A 20,661-nucleotide genomic window follows, 5' to 3' on the forward strand; every position below is an offset into this window, starting at 1 on the left:
GTGAATCAGGATGGTGCGTCGAATGGTTTGACCGCGCCGAATGGTCCGTCGCAGCGGCGGGTGATCAGGCAGGCGTTGGCGAACGCGGGGGTGTCTCCGGTCGAGGTGGATGTGGTCGAAGCTCACGGTACGGGTACCACGTTGGGTGATCCGATCGAAGCCCAGGCGCTGCTTGCTACTTATGGGCAGGATCGTGCGGCGGATCGTCCGTTGTGGTTGGGGTCGTTGAAGTCCAACATCGGTCATGCTCAGGCTGCTGCGGGTGTGGGTGGTGTGATCAAGATGGTGATGGCGATGCGGCACGGTGTGCTGCCGCAGACCCTGCATGTGGATCAGCCCTCGACGAAGGTTGATTGGTCCGAGGGCCATATCCGGTTGTTGACCGAGTCGGTGGCGTGGCCGGAGGTGGATAGGCCGCGTCGTGCTGGTGTGTCCTCATTCGGCCTCAGCGGCACCAACGCTCACCTCATTGTCGAACAGGCACCAGCAGCGGACCCGGCTCCCGTGCCGGTGGTCAAGACCATCCCATCCGGTGGCGTGCTGCCATGGGTGGTCTCGGCGCGTAGTGGCGAGGCGATTGCTGAGCAGGCCAGGCGCTTGGCATCGCATATCGACGACGACCACGACTCGATCGACATCGGCTTCTCACTCGTGACTTCGAGAGTGTTGTTCGACCACCGGGCAGTGGTGCTGTCACCCGAAGGCGATGGCCTGCGGGCCGGTATTCAAGCGTTGGGTCGCGGCGAAACGATTCGGGGTGTGGTGTCGGGTCGTGTTGCGCCGGGTTCGACGGGTGTGGTGTTTTCGGGTCAGGGTGCGCAGTGGGCGGGTATGGCCGCCGAGCTGCATGCGGCGTTCCCGGTGTTCGCTGAGGCCTTCGACGCGATTGTCGCTGAGTTGGATCCGCTACTGGGGCAGCAGGTTTCGTTGGGTGTGGCTCTGGCGTCCGAGGATGTGGTCGACCGGACGGTGTTCGCGCAGGCGGGGTTGTTCGCGTTCGAGGTGGCGTTGTTCCGGCTGCTCGAATCATGGGGTGTCCGTGCGGATGTGGTGGCCGGTCATTCGATCGGTGAGGTCGCTGCCGCGCATGTGGCCGGAGTGATGTCCTTGGCGGATGCGTGTGTGCTGGTCGCCGCGCGTGGCCGGTTGATGCAGGCACTCCCCGCCGGTGGGGCGATGGTTGCGGTGGGTGCGTCGGAAGCCGACGTGCTGTCGCTGCTGGCAGCTGGTGACGTGTCGGCAAGTCGGGTGTCGATCGCGGCGGTCAATGGTCCGTCGTCGGTGGTGTTGTCCGGTGTCGAGAACGATGTCGTGGCTTTCGCCGATGCGTGTGCCGAGCGTGGTTGGCGCACGCACAGGTTGCGGGTTTCGCATGCGTTCCATTCGGCGTTGATGGAGCCGATGCTGACCGAATTCGCTTCGGCGATCGAGGGTTTGGCGTTCGCTCGTCCCAGCATCCCATTGGTGTCCACGGTTACCGGTGCCCAGGTGACCGATGAGATGTCGGATCCGTCGTATTGGGTCGGTCAGGTTCGTGACTCGGTGCGGTTCGCCGATGCGGTCACCGCGATGGCGGGCCTGGGTGTCGCCAGGTTCGCCGAGGTCGGGCCCGACGCCGTGCTTACCCCGATGATCGCCCAGACTCTCGACGAGCGGGCTGATTCGGCTTCTACTGTGGTGGCCTTGGCGCGTCGAAACCATGCCGATCCATCCACGGTGTTGGGCGGGCTGGCCGGGTTGTTCGTCTCCGGCGCCGAGGTGGACTGGGCTGGTCTATATGCCGGTACTGGAGCTGAGCGAATCGACTTGCCCACCTACGCTTTCCAGCGTCGGCGTTATTGGATACCCGAAGGGTCCGCCGGTAGTGGTGACGCTCGATCGATGGGTCTGGTGGCTACCGGACATCCCTTGGTCTCTGCGGTGGTGTCGCAACCGGATTCCGATGTGGTCGCAGTCAGTGGCAGGTTGTCGCTTCGGACGCATCCCTGGCTGGCCGATCACCGGGTCATGGACACCGTGTTGTTCCCTGGTACCGGTTTGGTCGAGCTTGCTCTGCACGCCGGAGAGCGAGTGGGCTGTTCGAGCCTGGATGAGCTGATTCTGCGCGCTCCCCTGGTGTTGCCGGAGTCGGCGGGCGTTGCGGTGCGTGTCGTGGTCGGTGGCGAGGACAGCGCGGGGCGTCGCGGGGTGCGGATCTTCTCTCGGCCCGATGATGACGTCGATTCGGTGCCGTCGTGGATGTTGAATGCCGAGGGGGTGCTCGCGTCCGGATTCGATAGCGCGGCTGTGGATCTGGTGCAGTGGCCGCCCGCTGGTGCGGTCGCCGTGGACATCGATGGTGTTTATGACTCTCTCGATGCGCAGGGTTATCACTATGGTCCGGTGTTCCAGGCGTTGCGGTCGGTGTGGCGGGGATCCGATGGGGTGCTCTATGCCGAGGTCGAATTGCCTGAGCAGGCCAGGTCCGAGGCGGAGCGTTTCGGTGTGCATCCGGCGTTGCTGGATGCGGCGTTGCATGCCTTGCGTTTTGCCGATGATGCCTCGGTGGAGGGAGTCGGGCTGGCGTTGCCGTTCGAGTGGTCTGGTGTCACGGTGCATGCGGCGGGTGCCGATGCAGTGCGTGTTCGGCTCGCTCGTGTCGGTGAGCATGGTGTGGCTCTGGATCTGGCGGACTCGACCGGTGCTGCGGTGGCTACGGTGCGGCATTTGGCTTCCCGGCCGATCGATCCCGTACAGCTCACCACCGGTACACCCATTGCCCGCACCGCTGTGTTCGATGTCAGCTGGACACCGATCTCGGTGTTCGAAGGTGAAGTCGCCGCGGTTGCATGGGCGGATCTCGGTGACGAGGTTCCGGCCGCGGTGATATTGGATTGCCCGGCGGGTAATGATCCTGTCGCCGTTCGTACCGCGACTCATGCTGTGCTGCAGGTGCTTCAGTCCTGGATTGTTGATCAGCGGTTCGGTGAGTCGGTGCTGGTGGTTCGGACCGGTGGTGCGGTTTCGGTTGCCGGGGAAGACATTACGAACTTGGCCGGTGCGGCTGTGGGTGGTCTCGTTCGTTCCGCGCAGGCGGAGAGTCCTGGCCGGATCGTGTTGCTCGACTCCGATTCCGAAGATGCCGGTGCCGAATTGGGTGGGTTGCTGGCTGGGATTCTGGCTTCGGAGGAAACTCAGGTGGCCGTGCGTGGTGGGCAGGTATACAGTGCGCGACTCGCCCGGGCCGTCTCCACTGCCGCGACCGCTCCGGCGACCGACGCCTTCGACCCGGATGACACTGTTCTGATCACCGGTGCAAGCGGTTACCTCGGTGGGTTGTTCGCGGGCCACCTGGTGAACGCATATGGTGTGCGGCGTCTGTTGCTGTTGAGTCGGCGCGGTGAGTCGGCTCCCGGCACCACCGAGCTACGCGCGGAGTTGCAGCGTCTCGGCGCCGAGGCCGAGTTCGTCGCCTGCGATATCGCCGACCGCGGCGCGCTCGCCGAGGTGTTGGCGGGCGTGCCTGCTGGTCACCCGTTGACCGGTGTGTTCCATATGGCTGGTGTGCTCGATGACGGTGCCATCGCGTCGTTGACCGCGGATCGGTTGGATGCGGTGTTGGGGCCCAAGGTCGATGCTGCCCTGCATCTGCACGAGCTGACCGCGGATCTGCCGTTGAAGGCGTTTGTGCTGTTCAGCTCGGTGGCTGGTGCGTTCGGCAACGCCGGTCAGGGCAACTATGCCGCGGCGAACGCGTGTCTGGACGCCCTGGCGGCGCATCGCAGGGCATCCGGGCGCCACGGCAAGTCTTTCGCCTGGGGTTTGTGGAGCATGGACGGGGGTATGGCCGCAGAACTCAGCGACGTCGACCGTCACCGCATGTCTCGTACGGGCATGCTGCCGCTCTCGGAGGAGCAGGGTCTCGCGCTGTTCGATGCCGCGACAGGAATGGATATAGCCGCCCTCGTCCTCGCCCGTTTCGACCTGGACGCGATGCGCAGTACGGGATTCGCTGCGCCCGCACTGTTTTCCGGGCTGATCCCGCAGCGCCGTAAAGCGGCCTCGGGCGCAGCCACGGCGCTGCGCGCTCGGTTGGCGAACACTCCCGAGAGTGAACGTTTCGGTGTACTCGTGGAGATCGTCCGTGGACAGGTCGCGGCGATTCTGGGACACCAGAATGTCAACGCAATTGCGGCAGACAAGGCCTTCAACGAGTTGGGCTTCGATTCGATCACCGCTATTGAGTTCCGCAATGCCCTCAAAACCGTGACGGGCCTGCATCTCCCCGCGACCTTGGTGTTCGATTACCCGACACCGCAGGCTTTGGCCGAATATCTGGCCGACGAGCTCACCGGCACGGGGCAGGACATCGAGGTCACTGCCAGCACAGCTGTTGACGACGAGCCGATCGCCGTGGTGGCGATGGCCTGTCGTTATCCCGGTGGTGTCGCCTCGCCGGAAGACTTGTGGCGGCTGGTCATTTCGGGCATTGATAGCACCGGTGAGTTGCCGGTGGATCGTGGCTGGGACATCGACGGTATCTACGATCCAGAGCCCGGCAAGGCCGGTAAGACCTACACCCGTCAGGGTGGATTCCTTTATTCGGCGGCCGATTTCGATGCGGACTTCTTCGAGATCAGCCCCAACGAAGCTGTGGCCATGGATCCGCAGCAGCGGTTGCTGCTGGAGACCTCATGGGAGGCGCTGGAGCGCGCCGGTGTGGATCCGGCTGCGCTGCGTGGCAGTTCGACCGGGGTCTTCACCGGCATGATGTATCACGACTACGCCCAGGGAACCGGTAACAGCGCTGCCGGGAGTTTGGTGTCCGGGCGAGTGTCGTATGTGTTCGGTCTGGAAGGGCCGTCGGTCACCGTGGATACGGCCTGTTCATCATCGCTGGTGGCAATGCATCTGGCCGCGCAGTCGCTGCGGTCGGGTGAATGTGATCTGGCGTTGGCCGGTGGTGTGGCGGTGATGGCGACACCGGAGATCTTTGTGGAGTTCAGTCGGCAGCGGGGGCTGGCCCCGGATGGGCGGTGTAAGTCGTTCGCCGATTCCGCCGATGGGGTGGGCTGGTCCGAAGGTGCCGGTGTTCTTGTATTGGAGCGGTTGTCCGACGCTCGCCGTAATGGGCATCAGGTTTTGGCGGTGGTTGCTGGTTCGGCGGTGAATCAGGATGGTGCGTCGAATGGTTTGACTGCGCCGAATGGTCCGTCGCAGCGGCGGGTGATTCGTCAGGCGTTGGCGAACGCGGGGGTGTCGCCGGTCGAGGTCGATGCGGTCGAAGCTCACGGCACGGGAACCACTTTGGGTGATCCGATCGAAGCCCAGGCGCTGCTTGCTACTTATGGGCAGGATCGTGCGGGGGATCGTCCGTTGTGGTTGGGGTCGTTGAAGTCGAACATCGGTCATTCCCAAGCTGCTGCGGGTGTGGGTGGTGTGATCAAGATGGTGATGGCGATGCAGCACGGTGTGCTGCCCCAGACCCTGCATGTCGATCAGCCCTCCACCAAGGTCGACTGGACCCAAGGCCATATCCGATTGCTGACCGAGTCGGTGGCGTGGCCGGTGGCGGATCGGCCGCGTCGTGCCGGTGTGTCCTCATTCGGTATCAGCGGCACCAACGCACACCTCATCCTGGAGCAGGCTCCGGTCGTGGAACCGGCACCAGTGGAGTCGGCGCCGGTGGTCGAGTCCGTTCCGGCTGTGTTGCCGTGGGTGGTTTCGGCGCGCAGTGCTGCGGCTCTGGCCGGTCAGGCCGGGCGTCTGGCGTCGTATGCGGGCGATCACGACCTGGATCCGGTGGCTGTGGGCTTCTCGCTGGCGTCCACGCGCGGTGTTTTCGAGCATCGGGCCGTGGTGCTGTCACCCGAGCGCGACGGTTTGTGGGCCGGTATTCAAGCGTTGGGTCGCGGCGAAACGATTCCGGGTGTGGTGTCGGGTCGTGTGGTGTCGGGTTCCACGGGTGTGGTGTTTTCGGGGCAGGGTGCGCAGTGGGCGGGTATGGCTGCTGAGCTGCGCGGTGTGTATCCGGTGTTCGCCGAGGCTTTCGATGCGATCGTGGCTGAACTGGATCCGCGACTGGGGCAATCGGTTTCGCTGAGCGCTGGTTTGGTGAGCGATGACCTGATCGACCGGACGGTGTTCGCGCAGGCGGGGTTGTTCGCGTTCGAGGTGGCGTTGTTCCGGCTGCTCGAATCGTGGGGTGTGCGTGCGGATGTGGTGGCGGGTCATTCGATCGGTGAGGTTGCTGCTGCGCATGTGGCGGGGGTGTTGTCCTTGGTGGATGCGTGTGTGTTGGTGGCGGCGCGTGGCCGGTTGATGCAGGCGTTGCCTGCTGGTGGGGCGATGGTTGCGGTGGGTGCGTCCGAGGCCGACGTGCTGCCGCTGCTGGCAGCTGGTGACGTGTCGGCAGGTGGGGTGTCGATTGCGGCGGTGAATGGTCCGTCGTCGGTGGTGTTGTCCGGTGTCGAGAACGATGTCGTGGCTGTCGCCGATGCGTGTGTCGAGCGTGGTTGGCGCACGCACAGGTTGCGGGTTTCGCATGCGTTCCATTCGGCGTTGATGGAGCCGATGCTGGCCGAGTTCGCTTCGGCGATAGAGGGTTTGGCGTTCGGTCGGCCGAGCCTTCCGTTGGTGTCGACGGTGACCGGTGCCAGGGTCGAGCACGAGATGTCGGATCCGTCGTATTGGGTCGGTCAGGTCCGGGACACGGTGCGGTTCGCCGATGCGGTCACCGCGATGGCTGCCATGGGTGTATCCAGGTTCGCCGAGGTCGGGCCCGACGCCGCGCTGACTCCGATGATCGCCCAGACTCTCGACGACGGGCGGGCGAGCGCGAGTGCTGCGGTCGCGGCTCCTGCGGTGCTGGCGTTGGCGCGTCGAGACCATGCCGATCCGTCCACGGTGTTGGGCGGGCTGGCCGGATTGTTCGTGTCCGGCGCCGAGGTGGACTGGGCTGGCCTGTATGCCGGTACCGGAGCTGAGCGCATCGACTTGCCCACCTACGCCTTCCAGCGTCGACGCTATTGGATGACCGAAGGCCCTGCCGCCGCTGGCAATGCCCGGGCGATGGGTCTCGTCGCTACCGGACACCCTCTGGTCTCGGCGGTCGTCTCGCAACCGGACTCCGACGCGGTAACTCTCACCGGTCGCCTATCGGTGCAGACGCACCCATGGCTGGCCGACCACACGGTTGTGGACACCGTGCTGTTCCCCGGTACCGGTTTGGTCGAACTCGCCTTGTACGCCGGAGAACAGGTCGGCTGCTCGACCCTCGAGGAACTGGTCCTACAAGCCCCACTGGCGCTGTCGGAGTCTGCCGGACTCGCGGTGCGCGTTGTGGTCGGTGCCGAGGAGGAGACCGGCCGTCGCGGGGTGCGGATCTTCTCGCGCCCCGATGATGATGTCGATTCGGTGCCGTCGTGGATGTTGAACGCCGAGGGGGTGCTCGCGTCCGGATTCGATAGCGCGGCTGTGGATTTGGTGCAGTGGCCGCCCGCTGGTGCGGTCGCCGTGGACATCGATGGTGTTTACGACTCTCTCGATGCGCAGGGCTATCACTATGGCCCGGTGTTCCAGGCGCTGCGGTCGGTGTGGCGGGGATCCGACGGGCTGCTCTATGCCGAAGTCGAATTGCCTGAGCAGGCTCGGTCCGAGGCGGAGCGTTTCGGTGTGCATCCGGCGTTGCTGGATGCGGCGTTGCATGCTTTGCGTTTTGCCGGTGACGCCTCGGTGGAGGGAACGGGACTGGTGTTGCCGTTCGAGTGGTCTGGTGTCACGGTGCATGCGGCGGGTGCCGATGCGTTGCGTGTTCGGCTCGCTCGTGTCGGTGAGCATGGTGTTGCTCTGGATCTGGCGGACTCGACCGGTGCTGCGGTGGCTACGGTGCGGCATTTGGCTTCCCGGCCGATCGATCCCGCACAGCTCACCACCGGCGCATCCGTCGTCGGTAATGCGCTGTTGCAGATCGGCTGGACACCGGTCGCGGTGCGTGCAGCTGAAGTCACCGCGGTAGCGTGGCCGGACCTCGGTGATCAGGTTCCGCAGGTGGTGGTGTTGGAGTGCCCGACGGGTAATGATCCCGCCACTGTCCATGCTGCGACTCATGAGGTTCTCGAGGTATTGCAGTCCTGGATTGCGGGCAACCGGTTCGCCGAATCGGTGCTCGTCGTCCGGACCGGTGGTGCTGTCTCGGTTGCCGGGGAAGACGTTACGAACTTGGCCGGTGCGGCCGTGTGTGGTCTGGTGCGTTCCGCGCAGGCGGAAAATCCTGGCCGGATCGTGTTGATCGACACCGATTCCGAACTCGACGGGCTGCTGGGCGGGATTGTCGCCGCGGCCGAACCGCAGGTGGCGGTGCGCGATGGGCAAGTTCACATTGCGCGCCTCGGCCGAATCTCCGCTCCGACGACCGCTTCAGCCGGAGGTTTCTCCGCGGCCGCTTCGGCTGTGGGTTCGTCCTTCGATCCGGATGACACTGTTCTGGTCACCGGTGCCAGCGGCTATCTGGGTGGGTTGTTCGCTCGGCACCTGGTCAATGCACGTGGTGTGCGCCGACTTTTGTTGTTGAGCCGCCGTGGTGAATCTGCTTCCGGTGCTGCGGAGTTGCGGGCGGAGCTGCAGGGTCTTGGTGCCGAGGTCGGGTTCGTGGCTTGTGATGTTGCCGATCGTGGTGCGCTTGCGCAGGTGTTGGCCGAGGTGCCTGCTGGTCACCCGTTGGCCGGCGTGTTCCATATGGCTGGTGTGCTCGATGACGGTGCGATCGCGTCGTTGACCGCGGATCGGTTGGATGCGGTGTTGGGGCCCAAGGTTGATGCCGCCCTGCATCTGCATGAGCTGACCGCAGATCTGCCGTTGAAGGCGTTTGTGCTGTTCAGTTCGGTGGCTGGTGCGTTCGGCAACGCCGGTCAGGGCAACTATGCCGCGGCGAACGCGTGTTTGGATGCGCTGGCGGCGCATCGCAGGGCATCCGGGCTTTGCGGTCAGTCTTTCGCGTGGGGTCTGTGGGGCATGGTCGGCGGTATGGCCGCAGAACTCAGCGATCGGGACCGTCACCGCATGTCTCGTACGGGCATGCTGCCGCTGTCGGAGGAGCAGGGCCTCGCGCTGTTCGATGCGGCTACCGGGATCGACGCGGCGGCCCCTGTGCTTGCTCGTCTGGACCTGGATGCGATGCGCAGTACGGGATTCGCTGCGCCCGCACTGTTTTCCGGGCTGATCCCGCATCGCCGCAAGGCAGCCTCCGGAGCCGCCACGGCGCTTCGCGCCCGGTTGGCGAACACTCCCGAGAGCGAACGTTTCGGTGTGCTCGTCGAGATCGTTCGTGGTCAGGTCGCGGCGATTCTGGGTCATCAGGACGCGAATGCGATTGCGGCGGATAAGGCCTTCAACGAGTTGGGTTTCGACTCGCTCGCTGCTATCGAGTTCCGCAATGCTCTCAAGACCGTGACGGGTCTGCGGTTGCCTGCGACTCTGGTGTTCGACTATCCGACACCGCAGGCTTTGGCGAAGTATCTGGCTGATGAGTTCGCGGGCACCAGCCGGGATGTCGTAATTACTGCCAGCAGGGCTGTTGACGACGAGCCGATCGCCGTGGTGGCGATGGCTTGTCGTTATCCGGGTGGTGTCGCCTCGCCCGAAGACCTGTGGCGGCTGGTCATGTCGGGCGTCGATAGCACCGGTGAGTTGCCGGTGGATCGTGGCTGGGACATCGACGGTATCTACGATCCAGAGCCCGGCAAGGCCGGTAAGACCTACACCCGTCAGGGTGGATTCCTGTACTCCGCGGCCGATTTCGATGCGGACTTCTTCGGGATCAGCCCCAACGAAGCCACCGGGATGGATCCCCAGCAGCGGGTGCTGCTGGAGGTGTCGTGGGAGGCGTTGGAGCGCGCCGGTGTGGATCCGGCGGTATTGCGCGGCAGTTCGACCGGGGTGTTCACCGGTGTGATGTACCACGACTACGCGCAGGGCACTGGTGGCAACGCAACCGGCAGTTTGGTGTCGGGTCGGATCGCCTACACCCTCGGGTTGGAAGGCCCCGCCGTCTCAGTGGATACAGCCTGTTCATCATCGCTGGTGGCAATGCATCTGGCTGCGGCGTCATTGCGGTCGGGTGAATGTGATCTGGCGTTGGCCGGTGGTGTCGCGGTGATGGCGACCCCGGCGACTTTCGTGGAGTTCAGTCGTCAGCGGGGGTTGTCGCCGGATGGGCGGTGTAAGTCGTTCGCCGACACGGCCGATGGTGTCGGCTGGGCCGAGGGTGCGGGTGTGTTGGTGTTGGAGCGGTTGTCCGACGCTCGCCGTAATGGTCATCAGGTTTTGGCGGTGGTTGCTGGTTCGGCGGTGAATCAGGATGGTGCGTCGAATGGTTTGACCGCGCCGAATGGTCCGTCGCAGCGGCGGGTGATCCGTCAGGCGTTGGCGAACGCTCGGGTGTCGCCGGTCGAAGTGGATGTGGTGGAGGCCCACGGTACGGGTACCACGTTGGGTGATCCGATCGAGGCGCAGGCGCTGCTTGCTACCTATGGACAGGACCGGCACCAGGATCGTCCGTTGTGGTTGGGGTCGTTGAAGTCCAACATCGGTCATTCCCAAGCTGCCGCGGGTGTGGGTGGTGTGATCAAGATGGTGATGGCGATGCGCCATGGGGTGTTGCCGCGAACGCTGCATGTGGATCAGCCCTCCACCAAGGTTGATTGGTCCGAGGGGCATGTGCGGTTGTTGACCGAGGCGGTCGAGTGGCCGACGGCGGATCGGCCGCGCCGTGCTGGTGTGTCCTCGTTCGGTATCAGCGGCACCAACGCACATGTCATCATCGAGCGGGCACCGGCTGCGGTGGCGGGGCAGGCTTCGCTGCCAGTGGTTGAGCGCATTCCGGCTGGTGGGTTGCTGCCGTGGGTGGTTTCGGCCCGCAGCGACGAGGCTCTTGCCGGTCAGGCTGCCCGCCTGGCGTCTCATGTGGACGATCCCGATCTGGATCCGGTGGATGTCGGTTTCTCGCTGGCATCGACGCGTGGTGTTTTCGAGCATCGCGCTGTGGTGTTGGCCGACCGACGTGATGGTCTGCTCACGGGTGTGCGGGCGTTGGCTGCCGGTGTGCCGGCTCCTGGTGTGGTGTCCGGTCGTGTGGTGTCGGGTTCGACGGGTGTGGTGTTCTCGGGGCAGGGTGCGCAGTGCGCGGGTATGGCTACTGAGCTGCGCGGAGCTTATCCGGTATTCGCCGAGCATTTCGACGCGATCGTGGCTGAATTGGATCCGTTACTGGGGCAAACGGTTTCGCTGAGTGCTGCTTTGGTGAGCGATGACCTGATCGACCGGACGGTGTTCGCGCAGGCGGGGTTGTTCGCGTTCGAGGTGGCGTTGTTCCGGCTGCTCGAATCCTGGGGCGTGCGTGTGGATGTGGTGGCGGGTCATTCGATCGGTGAGGTTGCTGCTGCGCATGTGGCTGGGGTGTTGTCGTTGTCGGATGCGTGTGTGTTGGTGGCGGCGCGTGGCCGGTTGATGCAGGCGTTGCCTTCCGGTGGCGCGATGGTCGCTGTCGGTGCCTCGGAAGCCGAGGTGCTGGCGTTGCTGGACGGTGCGGTGCAGGTGTCGATCGCGGCGGTCAACGGTCCGGCTTCGGTGGTGTTGTCCGGTGTCGAAGACGATGTCGTCGCTGTCGCTGATCGGTGTGCCGAGCGTGGTTGGCGGACGCATCGGTTGCGGGTTTCGCATGCGTTCCATTCGGCGTCGATGGAGCCGATGCTCACCGAATTCGCAACGGCGATCGAGGGTTTGGCGTTCACCCGCCCGAGCATCGCGTTGGTATCGACGGTGACCGGTGCGCGGATCAGCGATGAGATGTCGGATCCGGCGTATTGGGTCGGTCAGGTCCGCGACACCGTCAGGTTCGCCGATGCGGTCGCCGCTATGGCGGCCATGGGTGTGACCCGCTTCGCCGAGGTCGGACCCGACGCCGTGCTCACCCCGATGATCGCTCAGATCGTGGATGACACGCAGGCGGGCGCGGCAGGTACGGCCGTGGCGCTGGTGCGTCGAAACCAGACCGATGTGTCCACGGTGCTGGCCGGGGTGGCCGAGTTGTTCGTCTCCGGCGCCGAGATGGACTGGTCCGGTTTCTACACCGGCACCGCAGCCCAGCGAATCGACTTGCCCACCTACGCCTTCCAACGTCGCCGCTATTGGATGGCCGAAGGGTCCGCCGGTAGTGGCGACGCTCGATCGATGGGTTTCGTGGCTACCGGACACTCCCTGGCTTCGGCGGTCGTATCACAACCGGATTCCGATGTGGTCGCCGTCAGTGGCAGGTTGTCGGTGCAGACGCATCCCTGGCTGGCCGATCACCGGGTCATGGACACTGTGCTATTCCCTGGTACCGGTTTGGTCGAGCTTGCCCTGCACGCCGGAGAACAGGTCGGCTGCTCGACCCTCGAGGAGTTGGTCCTGCGAGCCCCGCTGGCACTGTCGGAGTCGACCGGGGTTGCGGTGCGCGTTGTTGTCGACGCCGAGGACGAGACCGGCCGTCGCGGGGTGCGGATCTTCTCTCGGCCCGATGATGACGTCGATACGGTGTCGGCGCGGTCGTGGACGTTGAATGCCGAAGGCGTGCTCGCGTCCGGATTCGACAGTGTGGCTGTGGATCTGGTGCAGTGGCCGCCCGCTGGTGCGGTCGCCGTGGACATCGATGGTGTTTACGATTCCCTTGATGCGCAGGGCTATCACTATGGTCCGGTGTTCCAGGCGTTGCGGTCGGTGTGGCGGGGATCCGATGGGATCTATGCCGAGGTCGAATTGCCTGAGCAGGCCCGGACCGAGGCGGAGCGTTTCGGAGTGCATCCCGCATTGCTCGACGCCGCCTTGCACGCCTTGCGTTTTGCCGATGACACCTCGGCGGAGGGAACCGGACTGGCGTTGCCGTTCGAGTGGTCCGGGGTCACCGTGCATGCGGCCGGGGCCGACGCGTTGCGCGTTCGGCTCACCCGTATCGGTGAACATACGGTCGGTTTGGATCTGGCGGACATGACGGGTGCTCCGGTAGCGACTGTGCGGCAACTGGCTTCCCGGCCGATCGATCCCGCGCAGCTCACCACCGGTACACCCATTGCCCGCACCGCTGTGTTCGACATCAGCTGGACACCGATCTCGGTGTCCGAAGCCGACCTCACCGCCCTGTCGTGGGCGGATCTCGGTGACGAGAGCGAGCAGGTTCCGCAGGTGGTGGTGTTGGATTGCCCGGCGGGTAATGATCCTGTCGCCGTTCGTACCGCGACTCATGCTGTGCTGCAGGTGCTTCAGTCCTGGATTGCCGATCAGCGGTTCGGTGAGTCGGTGCTGGTGGTTCGGACCGGTGGTGCGGTTTCGGTTGCCGGGGAAGATATTACGAACTTGGCCGGTGCGGCTGTGGGTGGTCTCGTTCGTTCCGCGCAGGCGGAGAGTCCTGGCCGGATCGTGTTGTTCGACTCCGATTCCGAAGGTGCCGGTGCCGAACTCGGTGGGCTGCTGGGTGGGATTGTCGCCGCGGCCGAACCGCAGGTGGCCGTGCGCGGTGGGCAGGTATACAGTGCGCGACTCGCTCGAGTCGTCTCCACTGCCGCGACCGCTCCGGCGACCGACGCCTTCGACCCGGATGACACAGTTCTGATCACCGGTGCCAGCGGCTATCTGGGTGGGTTGTTCGCCCGGCATCTTGTCGACGCATATGGTGTGCGGCGTCTGTTGTTGTTGAGCCGCCGTGGTGAATCTGCTTCCGGTGCTGCGGAGTTGCGTGCAGAGTTGGAGCGGCTCGGCGCCGAGGTCGGGTTCGTGGCTTGTGATGTCGCCGATCGTGGTGCGCTCGCCGAGGTGTTGGCGGGTGTGCCTGCTGGTCATCCACTCACGGGTGTGTTCCACCTGGCTGGTGTTCTCGATGACGGTGCGATCGCGTCGTTGACGCCGGATCGGTTGGATGCGGTGTTGGGGCCCAAGGTCGATGCCGCCCTGCATCTGCACGAGCTGACGGTGGATCTGCCGTTGAAGGCGTTTGTGCTGTTCAGCTCGGTGGCTGGTGCGTTCGGCAACCCTGGTCAGGGCAACTATGCCGCGGCGAACGCGTGTTTGGATGCGCTGGCGGCGCATCGCAGGGCATCCGGGCTTTGCGGTCAGTCTTTCGCCTGGGGTTTGTGGAGCATGGGCGGGGGTATGGCCGCAGAACTCAGCGACCGGGACCGTCACCGCATGTCTCGCTCGGGCATGCTGCCGCTCTCGGAGGAAGAAGGCCTCGCGCTGTTCGATGCAGCTACCGGGATCGACGCGGCGGCCCCTGTGCTTGCTCGTCTGGACCTGGATGCGATGCGCAGCTCCGGGTTCGCCGCGCCCGCACTGTTTTCCGCGCTGATCCCGCATCGCCGCAAAGCAGCCTCCGGAGCCGCCACGGCGCTTCGCGCTCGGTTGGCGAACACTCCCGACGGTGAACGTTTCGGTGTGCTCGTGGAGATCGTTCGCGGTCAGGTCGCGGCGATTCTGGGACACCAGAATGTCAACGCAATTGCGGTAGATAAGGCCTTCAACGAGTTGGGCTTCGATTCGATCACCGCTATTGAGTTCCGCAATGCCCTCAAAACCGTGACGGGCCTGCACCTCCCCGCGACCTTGGTGTTCGACTATCCGACACCGCAGGCTTTGGCGAAGTATCTGGCTGATGAGTTCGCGGGCACCAGCCGGGATGTCGTGGTCACTGCCAGCAGGGCTGTTGACGACGACCCGATCGTGGTGGTCGGAATGGCCTGCCGTTATCCCGGCGGGGTCACTTCACCTGAGGAGCTCTGGGAACTGGTCCGTAACGGTGGAGATGCGATATCGATGCTCCCGATCGACCGTGGCTGGGATATCGAGGGCATCTATGATCCGGAACCTGGTCGGGTGGGCAAGTCCTACACCCGGGAAGGTGGGTTCCTGCATACTGCTGCCGATTTCGATGCGGACTTCTTCGGGATCAGCCCCAACGAAGCCACGGGGATGGATCCGCAACAGCGGCAACTCCTGGAAACGACGTGGGAGGCGTTGGAGCGCGCCGGTGTGGATCCGGCGGTATTGCGTGGCAGTTCGACCGGGGTGTTTGCCGGTGTGATGTACCACGATTACGCGCAGGGGAGCGGCGGCAACGCTACCGGCAGTTTGGTGTCGGGTCGGATCGCCTACACGCTGGGGTTGGAGGGCCCCGCCGTCTCAGTGGATACGGCCTGTTCATCATCGCTGGTGGCAATGCATCTGGCTGCGCAGTCGCTGCGGTCGGGTGAGTGTGATCTGGCGTTGGCCGGTGGTGTGGCGGTGATGGCGACGCCGGAGACGTTTGTGGAGTTCAGCAGGCAGCGGGGTTTGTCGCCGGACGGTCGGTGTAAGTCGTTCGCCGACACGGCCGATGGTGTCGGCTGGGCCGAGGGTGCGGGTGTGTTGGTGTTGGAGCGTTTGTCCGACGCTCGCCGTAATGGTCATCAGGTTTTGGCGGTGGTTGCTGGTTCGGCGGTGAATCAGGATGGTGCGTCGAATGGTTTGACCGCGCCGAATGGTCCGTCGCAGCGGCGGGTGATCAGGCAGGCGTTGGCGAACGCGGGGGTGTCCGCGGTCGAGGTGGATGCGGTCGAAGCTCACGGCACCGGTACCACGTTGGGTGATCCGATCGAGGCGCAGGCGCTGCTTGCTACCTATGGACAGGATCGTGCGGCGGATCGTCCGTTGTGGTTGGGGTCGTTGAAGTCCAACATCGGTCATTCCCAAGCTGCCGCGGGTGTGGGTGGTGTGATCAAGATGGTGATGGCGATGCGCCATGGGGTGTTGCCGCGAACGCTGCATGTGGATCAGCCCTCGACGAAGGTTGATTGGTCCGAGGGGCATGTGCGGTTGTTGACCGAGGAGGTGTCGTGGCCGGTGGTTGATCGGCCGCGTCGTGTCGGTGTGTCCTCGTTCGGTATCAGCGGGACCAACGCCCACGTCATCCTGGAGCAGCCCCCGGCCGTGGAGTCGGTACCGGCGGTGAAGACCGATCCGGTGGGTGGGGTGCTGCCGTGGGTGGTTTCGGCACGCAGTGCTGGGGCTCTTGCCGGTCAGGCTGCCCGGCTGGCGTCTCATGTGGCCGACCACGACCTCGACCCGATCGATGTCGGTTTCTCGCTGGCCAGCACACGTGCTGTGTTCAACCATCGCGCTGTTGTCCTGGGCGACGATCGCGACGGTCTCCTCGCGGGAGTGCGGGCGCTGGCCGAGGGCGTGCCGGATCCCGGTGTGGTGACCGGTCGCGTGGTACCGGGTTCGACGGGTGTCGTGTTTTCCGGTCAGGGTGCTCAGTGGGCTGGCATGGCTACCGAACTGCGTGATGCGTATCCGGTGTTCGCCGAGGCTTTCGACGCGATCGTTGCCGAGTTGGATCCGTTGCTGGGGCAGCCTGTTTCGTTAGGTGTGGCGTTGGCGTTCGAGGATCTGGTCGACCGGACGGTGTTCGCGCAGGCGGGGTTGTTCGCGTTCGAGGTGGCATTGTTCCGGCTGCTCGAATCATGGGGTGTCCGTGCGGATGTGGTGGCGGGTCATTCGATCGGTGAGGTCGCTGCCGCTCACGTAGCCGGAGTGATGTCCTTGGCGGATGCGTGTGTGCTGGTCGCCGCGCGCGGCCGGTTGATGCAGGCGTTGCCTGCTGGTGGGGCGATGGTTGCGGTGGGTGCGTCGGAGGCCGACGTGCTGCCGCTGCTGGCAGCGGGTGACGTGTCGGCAGGTCGGGTGTCGATCGCGGCGGTGAATGGTCCGTCGTCGGTGGTGCTCTCCGGTGTCGAAGACGCGGTCCTGGCCATTGTCCAGGCGTGCATCGAGCGTGGGTGGCGGACGCATCGGTTGCGGATCTCGCATGCCTCCCATTCGGCGTTGATGGAGCCGATGCTGGCCGAATTCGCCACGGTGCTACAGGGTTTGACGTTCACCCGTCCGAGCATCGCGTTGGTATCCACGGTGACCGGTACCCGGATCGAGCACGAGATGATCGACCCGTCGTATTGGGTCGGGAACATCCGCAGGACAGTGCGATTCGCCGACGCTGTCACCACCATGACGGATATGGGTGTGACCCGGTTCGCCGAGGTCGGCCCCGATGCGGTCCTGACCCCGATGATCGCTCAAACTCTCGACACCGCAACCGCAATCGCTCTGGCCAGACGCGACAACGCCGACCCCACGACTTTGCTGACCGGACTAGCCCGGCTATACGTCGCAGGCACGACAGTGGACTGGACGGCGTACCACGCCGGTAGCGGAGCAGTGAAAATAGATCTACCGACATACAGCTTCCAGCGCCGCCGCTTTTGGGTCGCGGGCCAACTGCACACCGGGGAGGCACACGCACTCGGTCTGCGGTCCACCGAACACCCCATGCTGGGCGCGGTGGTGGTGCAGCCGGAGAGCGGGGGCGTCCGATTCACCGGCCGCCTGTCCACGGCCACCCATCCCTGGCTGGCCGATCATGACGTGCTCGGTACCGTGCTGCTGCCCGGCACCGGATTCGTCGAACTGGCCATCCACGCCGGAGACCAGGTCGACTGTGCGGAACTGGAGGAACTCACGCTGCTGGCGCCACTCGTGCTCCAGGGGCACGGTGGTGTACAGATCCAGGTGATCGTCGGCGACGCAGATGAGACCGGTCGCCGACGGCTCGACATCTACTCGCGCAAGGATGATGACGATCCGTCGGTCCCGTGGACGCACCATGCGGAAGGCGCTGTGCGCCCGAGCCAGGAGACCGACGAAGCGGAAAGCTGGGCCGACTTCGCGCAGTGGCCACCGGTCGGTGCCACGCAGGTGCTGCTGGCCGGCGCCTACGACGAACTCGCCGACAACGGGTACAACTACGGGCCGGCCTTCCAAGGTCTGGAAGCCCTCTGGCGCCGCGGCGAGGATCTTTTCGCCGAGGTTTCCCTGCCCGAGCAGACCGCTACCCAAGGCTATGGCGTCCATCCCGCATTGCTCGATGCGGCGATGCACGCACTGGCCTTCAGCCATCCGCAGGGCGTGGACGAGGACGCCGAGCGTCCGATCCTCGTGCCATTCACTTGGTCGTCGGTGCGTTTGCACACCGACGGCGCCCGGCGGGTGCGGGTTCGGTTGACCTCTCCGAAGGCAGGGACAGTCACCCTGACCATGGCCGATTCCGGTGGCGCGCCCATGCTTTCGGTGCAGTCCCTCGCAGTGCGCCCGCTGTCCCTCGAACTGCTCGCGGCCTCATCCCAGTCCACACATGATGCGCTGTTCGAGGTCGCTTGGCGGCCCGGTCCGGAGCTACGCTCCGTTGCGGGAGTCTCCTGGGCCGAGTGGGGCGCTGCGGAGTCGGCCTCGGTCCTCCTCTTCCGGCCTCCCCTCGACGGCGGTGAAGTGCCGGTCCGGCTGCGCACAGCTGTGCATCGCACGCTCGGCGTCATCCAGGAGTTCTCGAGCGACGAACGCTACGCCGCAAGCACTCTCGCCGTGATCACCGACAGCACGGCCGACCCGGCCGCGGCTGCGGTGTGGGGTCTGGTGCGCGCGGCGCAGGCGGAGAACTCGGGGCGGATCGTGCTCATCGAGGCCCCCGCAGCGACAACGGCGGATCACCTGGTAGCAGCAGCGCTGACGGGCGAGCCGGAACTGAACGTCCATTCGGATGGGACGCGGGTGCCGCGGCTCATCCGCGCCGCGTCACCAGAATCGGAGCGGCCGACCCCCTGGGATCCCGAGCGGACTGTATTGATCACCGGTGGTACCGGCGGAGTCGGCCGCTATCTCGCCGAGCACCTGGTGAGCGAGCACGGTGTGCGACACCTGCTGTTGGTCGGTCGACGTGGACCGGCCGCCGCCGCGGATCTCATCGACGAACTCAACGCTCTCGGCGCCGAGGTGCGCGTAGCCGCCTGCGATGTCGGAGACCGTGCAGCGCTGCGGGACCTGCTTGCCTCGATACCCGCGGAACATCCGTTGGGTGGGATCGTCCACGCGGCGGGGGTTACCCATAACGGGCTGGTCGACAACTTGACGCCGGAGCAGATCGACTACTGCCTCGGTGCCAAGGCCGACGCCGCCTGGCACCTGCACGAGCTCACCAGTGCGGCCGGGCTGTCCGCCTTCGTGATGATCTCCTCGGTGGCAGGCTTGGTACCGCCCCCGGGGCAGGGCGGCTATGCAGCCGCCAACATGTTCCTCGATGCGCTCGCGGCCCACCGTCACGCCGAGGGCATGCCGGCCACCTCGCTCGCCTATGGCCTGTGGGAGTCCGAAACCGGACTGACTCAGCGGCTCAGCCAGGCCGATCGGCAGCGTATGCGCCGCAGCGGTGTGCCGCCAATGGCTGCCGCCAAGGCGCTCGAGCTATTCGACGCGGCATTGTCCACGGACCGTCCGGTACACGTACCGGTTGAGATCGACCTTGCCGCGTTGCGTGCTCTGGACGCGGTGCCCCCGCTGCTCAGCGACTTGGTCAAGCGGATCGGGCGTCGGCAGAGCACCGGGACACAGGATGTGGGGGCGCTTCGCAGACGACTGGCACAACTGTCCGAGTCCGAACAGGAACAGTGGCTCCGGACGCACGTCCTCGAGAACGTGGCGAGACTGCTGGGACACGAGAGCGCTGAGGCACTCGACCCCGAGCGGGACTTCCTCGAATCGGGGTTCGACTCACTGGCCGCCATGGAGCTGCGCACCGCCCTCAGCGCTTCCACCGGCCTCACGCTGCCGACCGCCGCGATCTTCGATCACAAGACGCCGGCGGCACTGGCCCGATACCTGCAGAAGGAGCTCACCGCAGACTCACAGACCAACCATGAACCCGATGGTGCGGACGACTCGTTGTACGGGATGTTCCATGGCGCGGTAGCGTCCGGCCAGGCCGACAAGGGTTTTGCTTTGTTGCGGGCGGCGGCGGAGCTGCGCGAGCAGTTCTCCTCGGCCCACGAACTGGACCGAGTGCCGGTGCCCATTCGGCTCGCCGCGGGTTCCGCCTTGCCACGCATCATTTGTCTCGCGCCGCCGCTGGCCACCGGCGGCGCACATCAGTACGCCCGGATCGCATCGCATTTGCGAACTGCCCGTGACGTTTTGGCACTGCCGCCGATCGGTTGTCGGACAGGGGAGCCACTGCCGACGACGCCGACGGCGGCCGCGGAAGCCGTGACGCGCTCCGTCCTCGAGGCGGCGCAGGGAGATCCGTTCGTTCTGGTCGGATACTCCTCGGGCGGATCGTTGGCCTACCTCGTCACCGAGCACCTGGAAGCCGCTGGTGGCCCAGTGCCCGACGGCGTGGTCCTGTTGGACACTTACAACGTGCACTACGACGGCGAATGGCTGCTTCGGGCGATGGCTGAACGCATGGTGTCGGCGGAGGCTACCTTCGGTCGCTTCGACCAGGCCCGGCTGACCGGCATGGGCCGGTATGTGCAGTTCCTACAGGAGATGGTGCCCGGCTCTGTCGCCACGCCGACGTTGTTCATCCAGTGCGCCCAGAACTTCCTGGGGAGTTCATCGGATCGGGTGAACTGGCAGGCCGAACCGTGGGATTCGACGCATACCGTTGTTTCGGTACCGGCCGACCACTTCACGATCCTGGAGGACGGCTCGGCGGATGTCGCCGAAGCGATCGAGGGCTGGCTCGAGAGCTAGGAACAAGGACCGGGTGGGCGCCATGCTCACCCGGTCCTG

The 20,661-nt window shown here is 65.2% G+C and carries 1 protein-coding gene; it reads left to right on the plus strand.

The window, feature by feature from the left end; translation table 11 throughout:
• Nucleotides 1–20,622 carry an SDR family NAD(P)-dependent oxidoreductase gene (locus tag ABZ293_RS37160; RefSeq protein WP_355188568.1) on the plus strand — a complete coding sequence of 6,874 codons (20,622 nt, stop codon included), beginning with the start codon at nucleotides 1–3 and terminating at the stop codon, nucleotides 20,620–20,622.
• Nucleotides 20,623–20,661: the final 39 nt, after the last annotated feature.

Source organism: Nocardia sp. NPDC005998, from assembly GCF_040614395.1.
Classification (GTDB): domain Bacteria; phylum Actinomycetota; class Actinomycetes; order Mycobacteriales; family Mycobacteriaceae; genus Nocardia.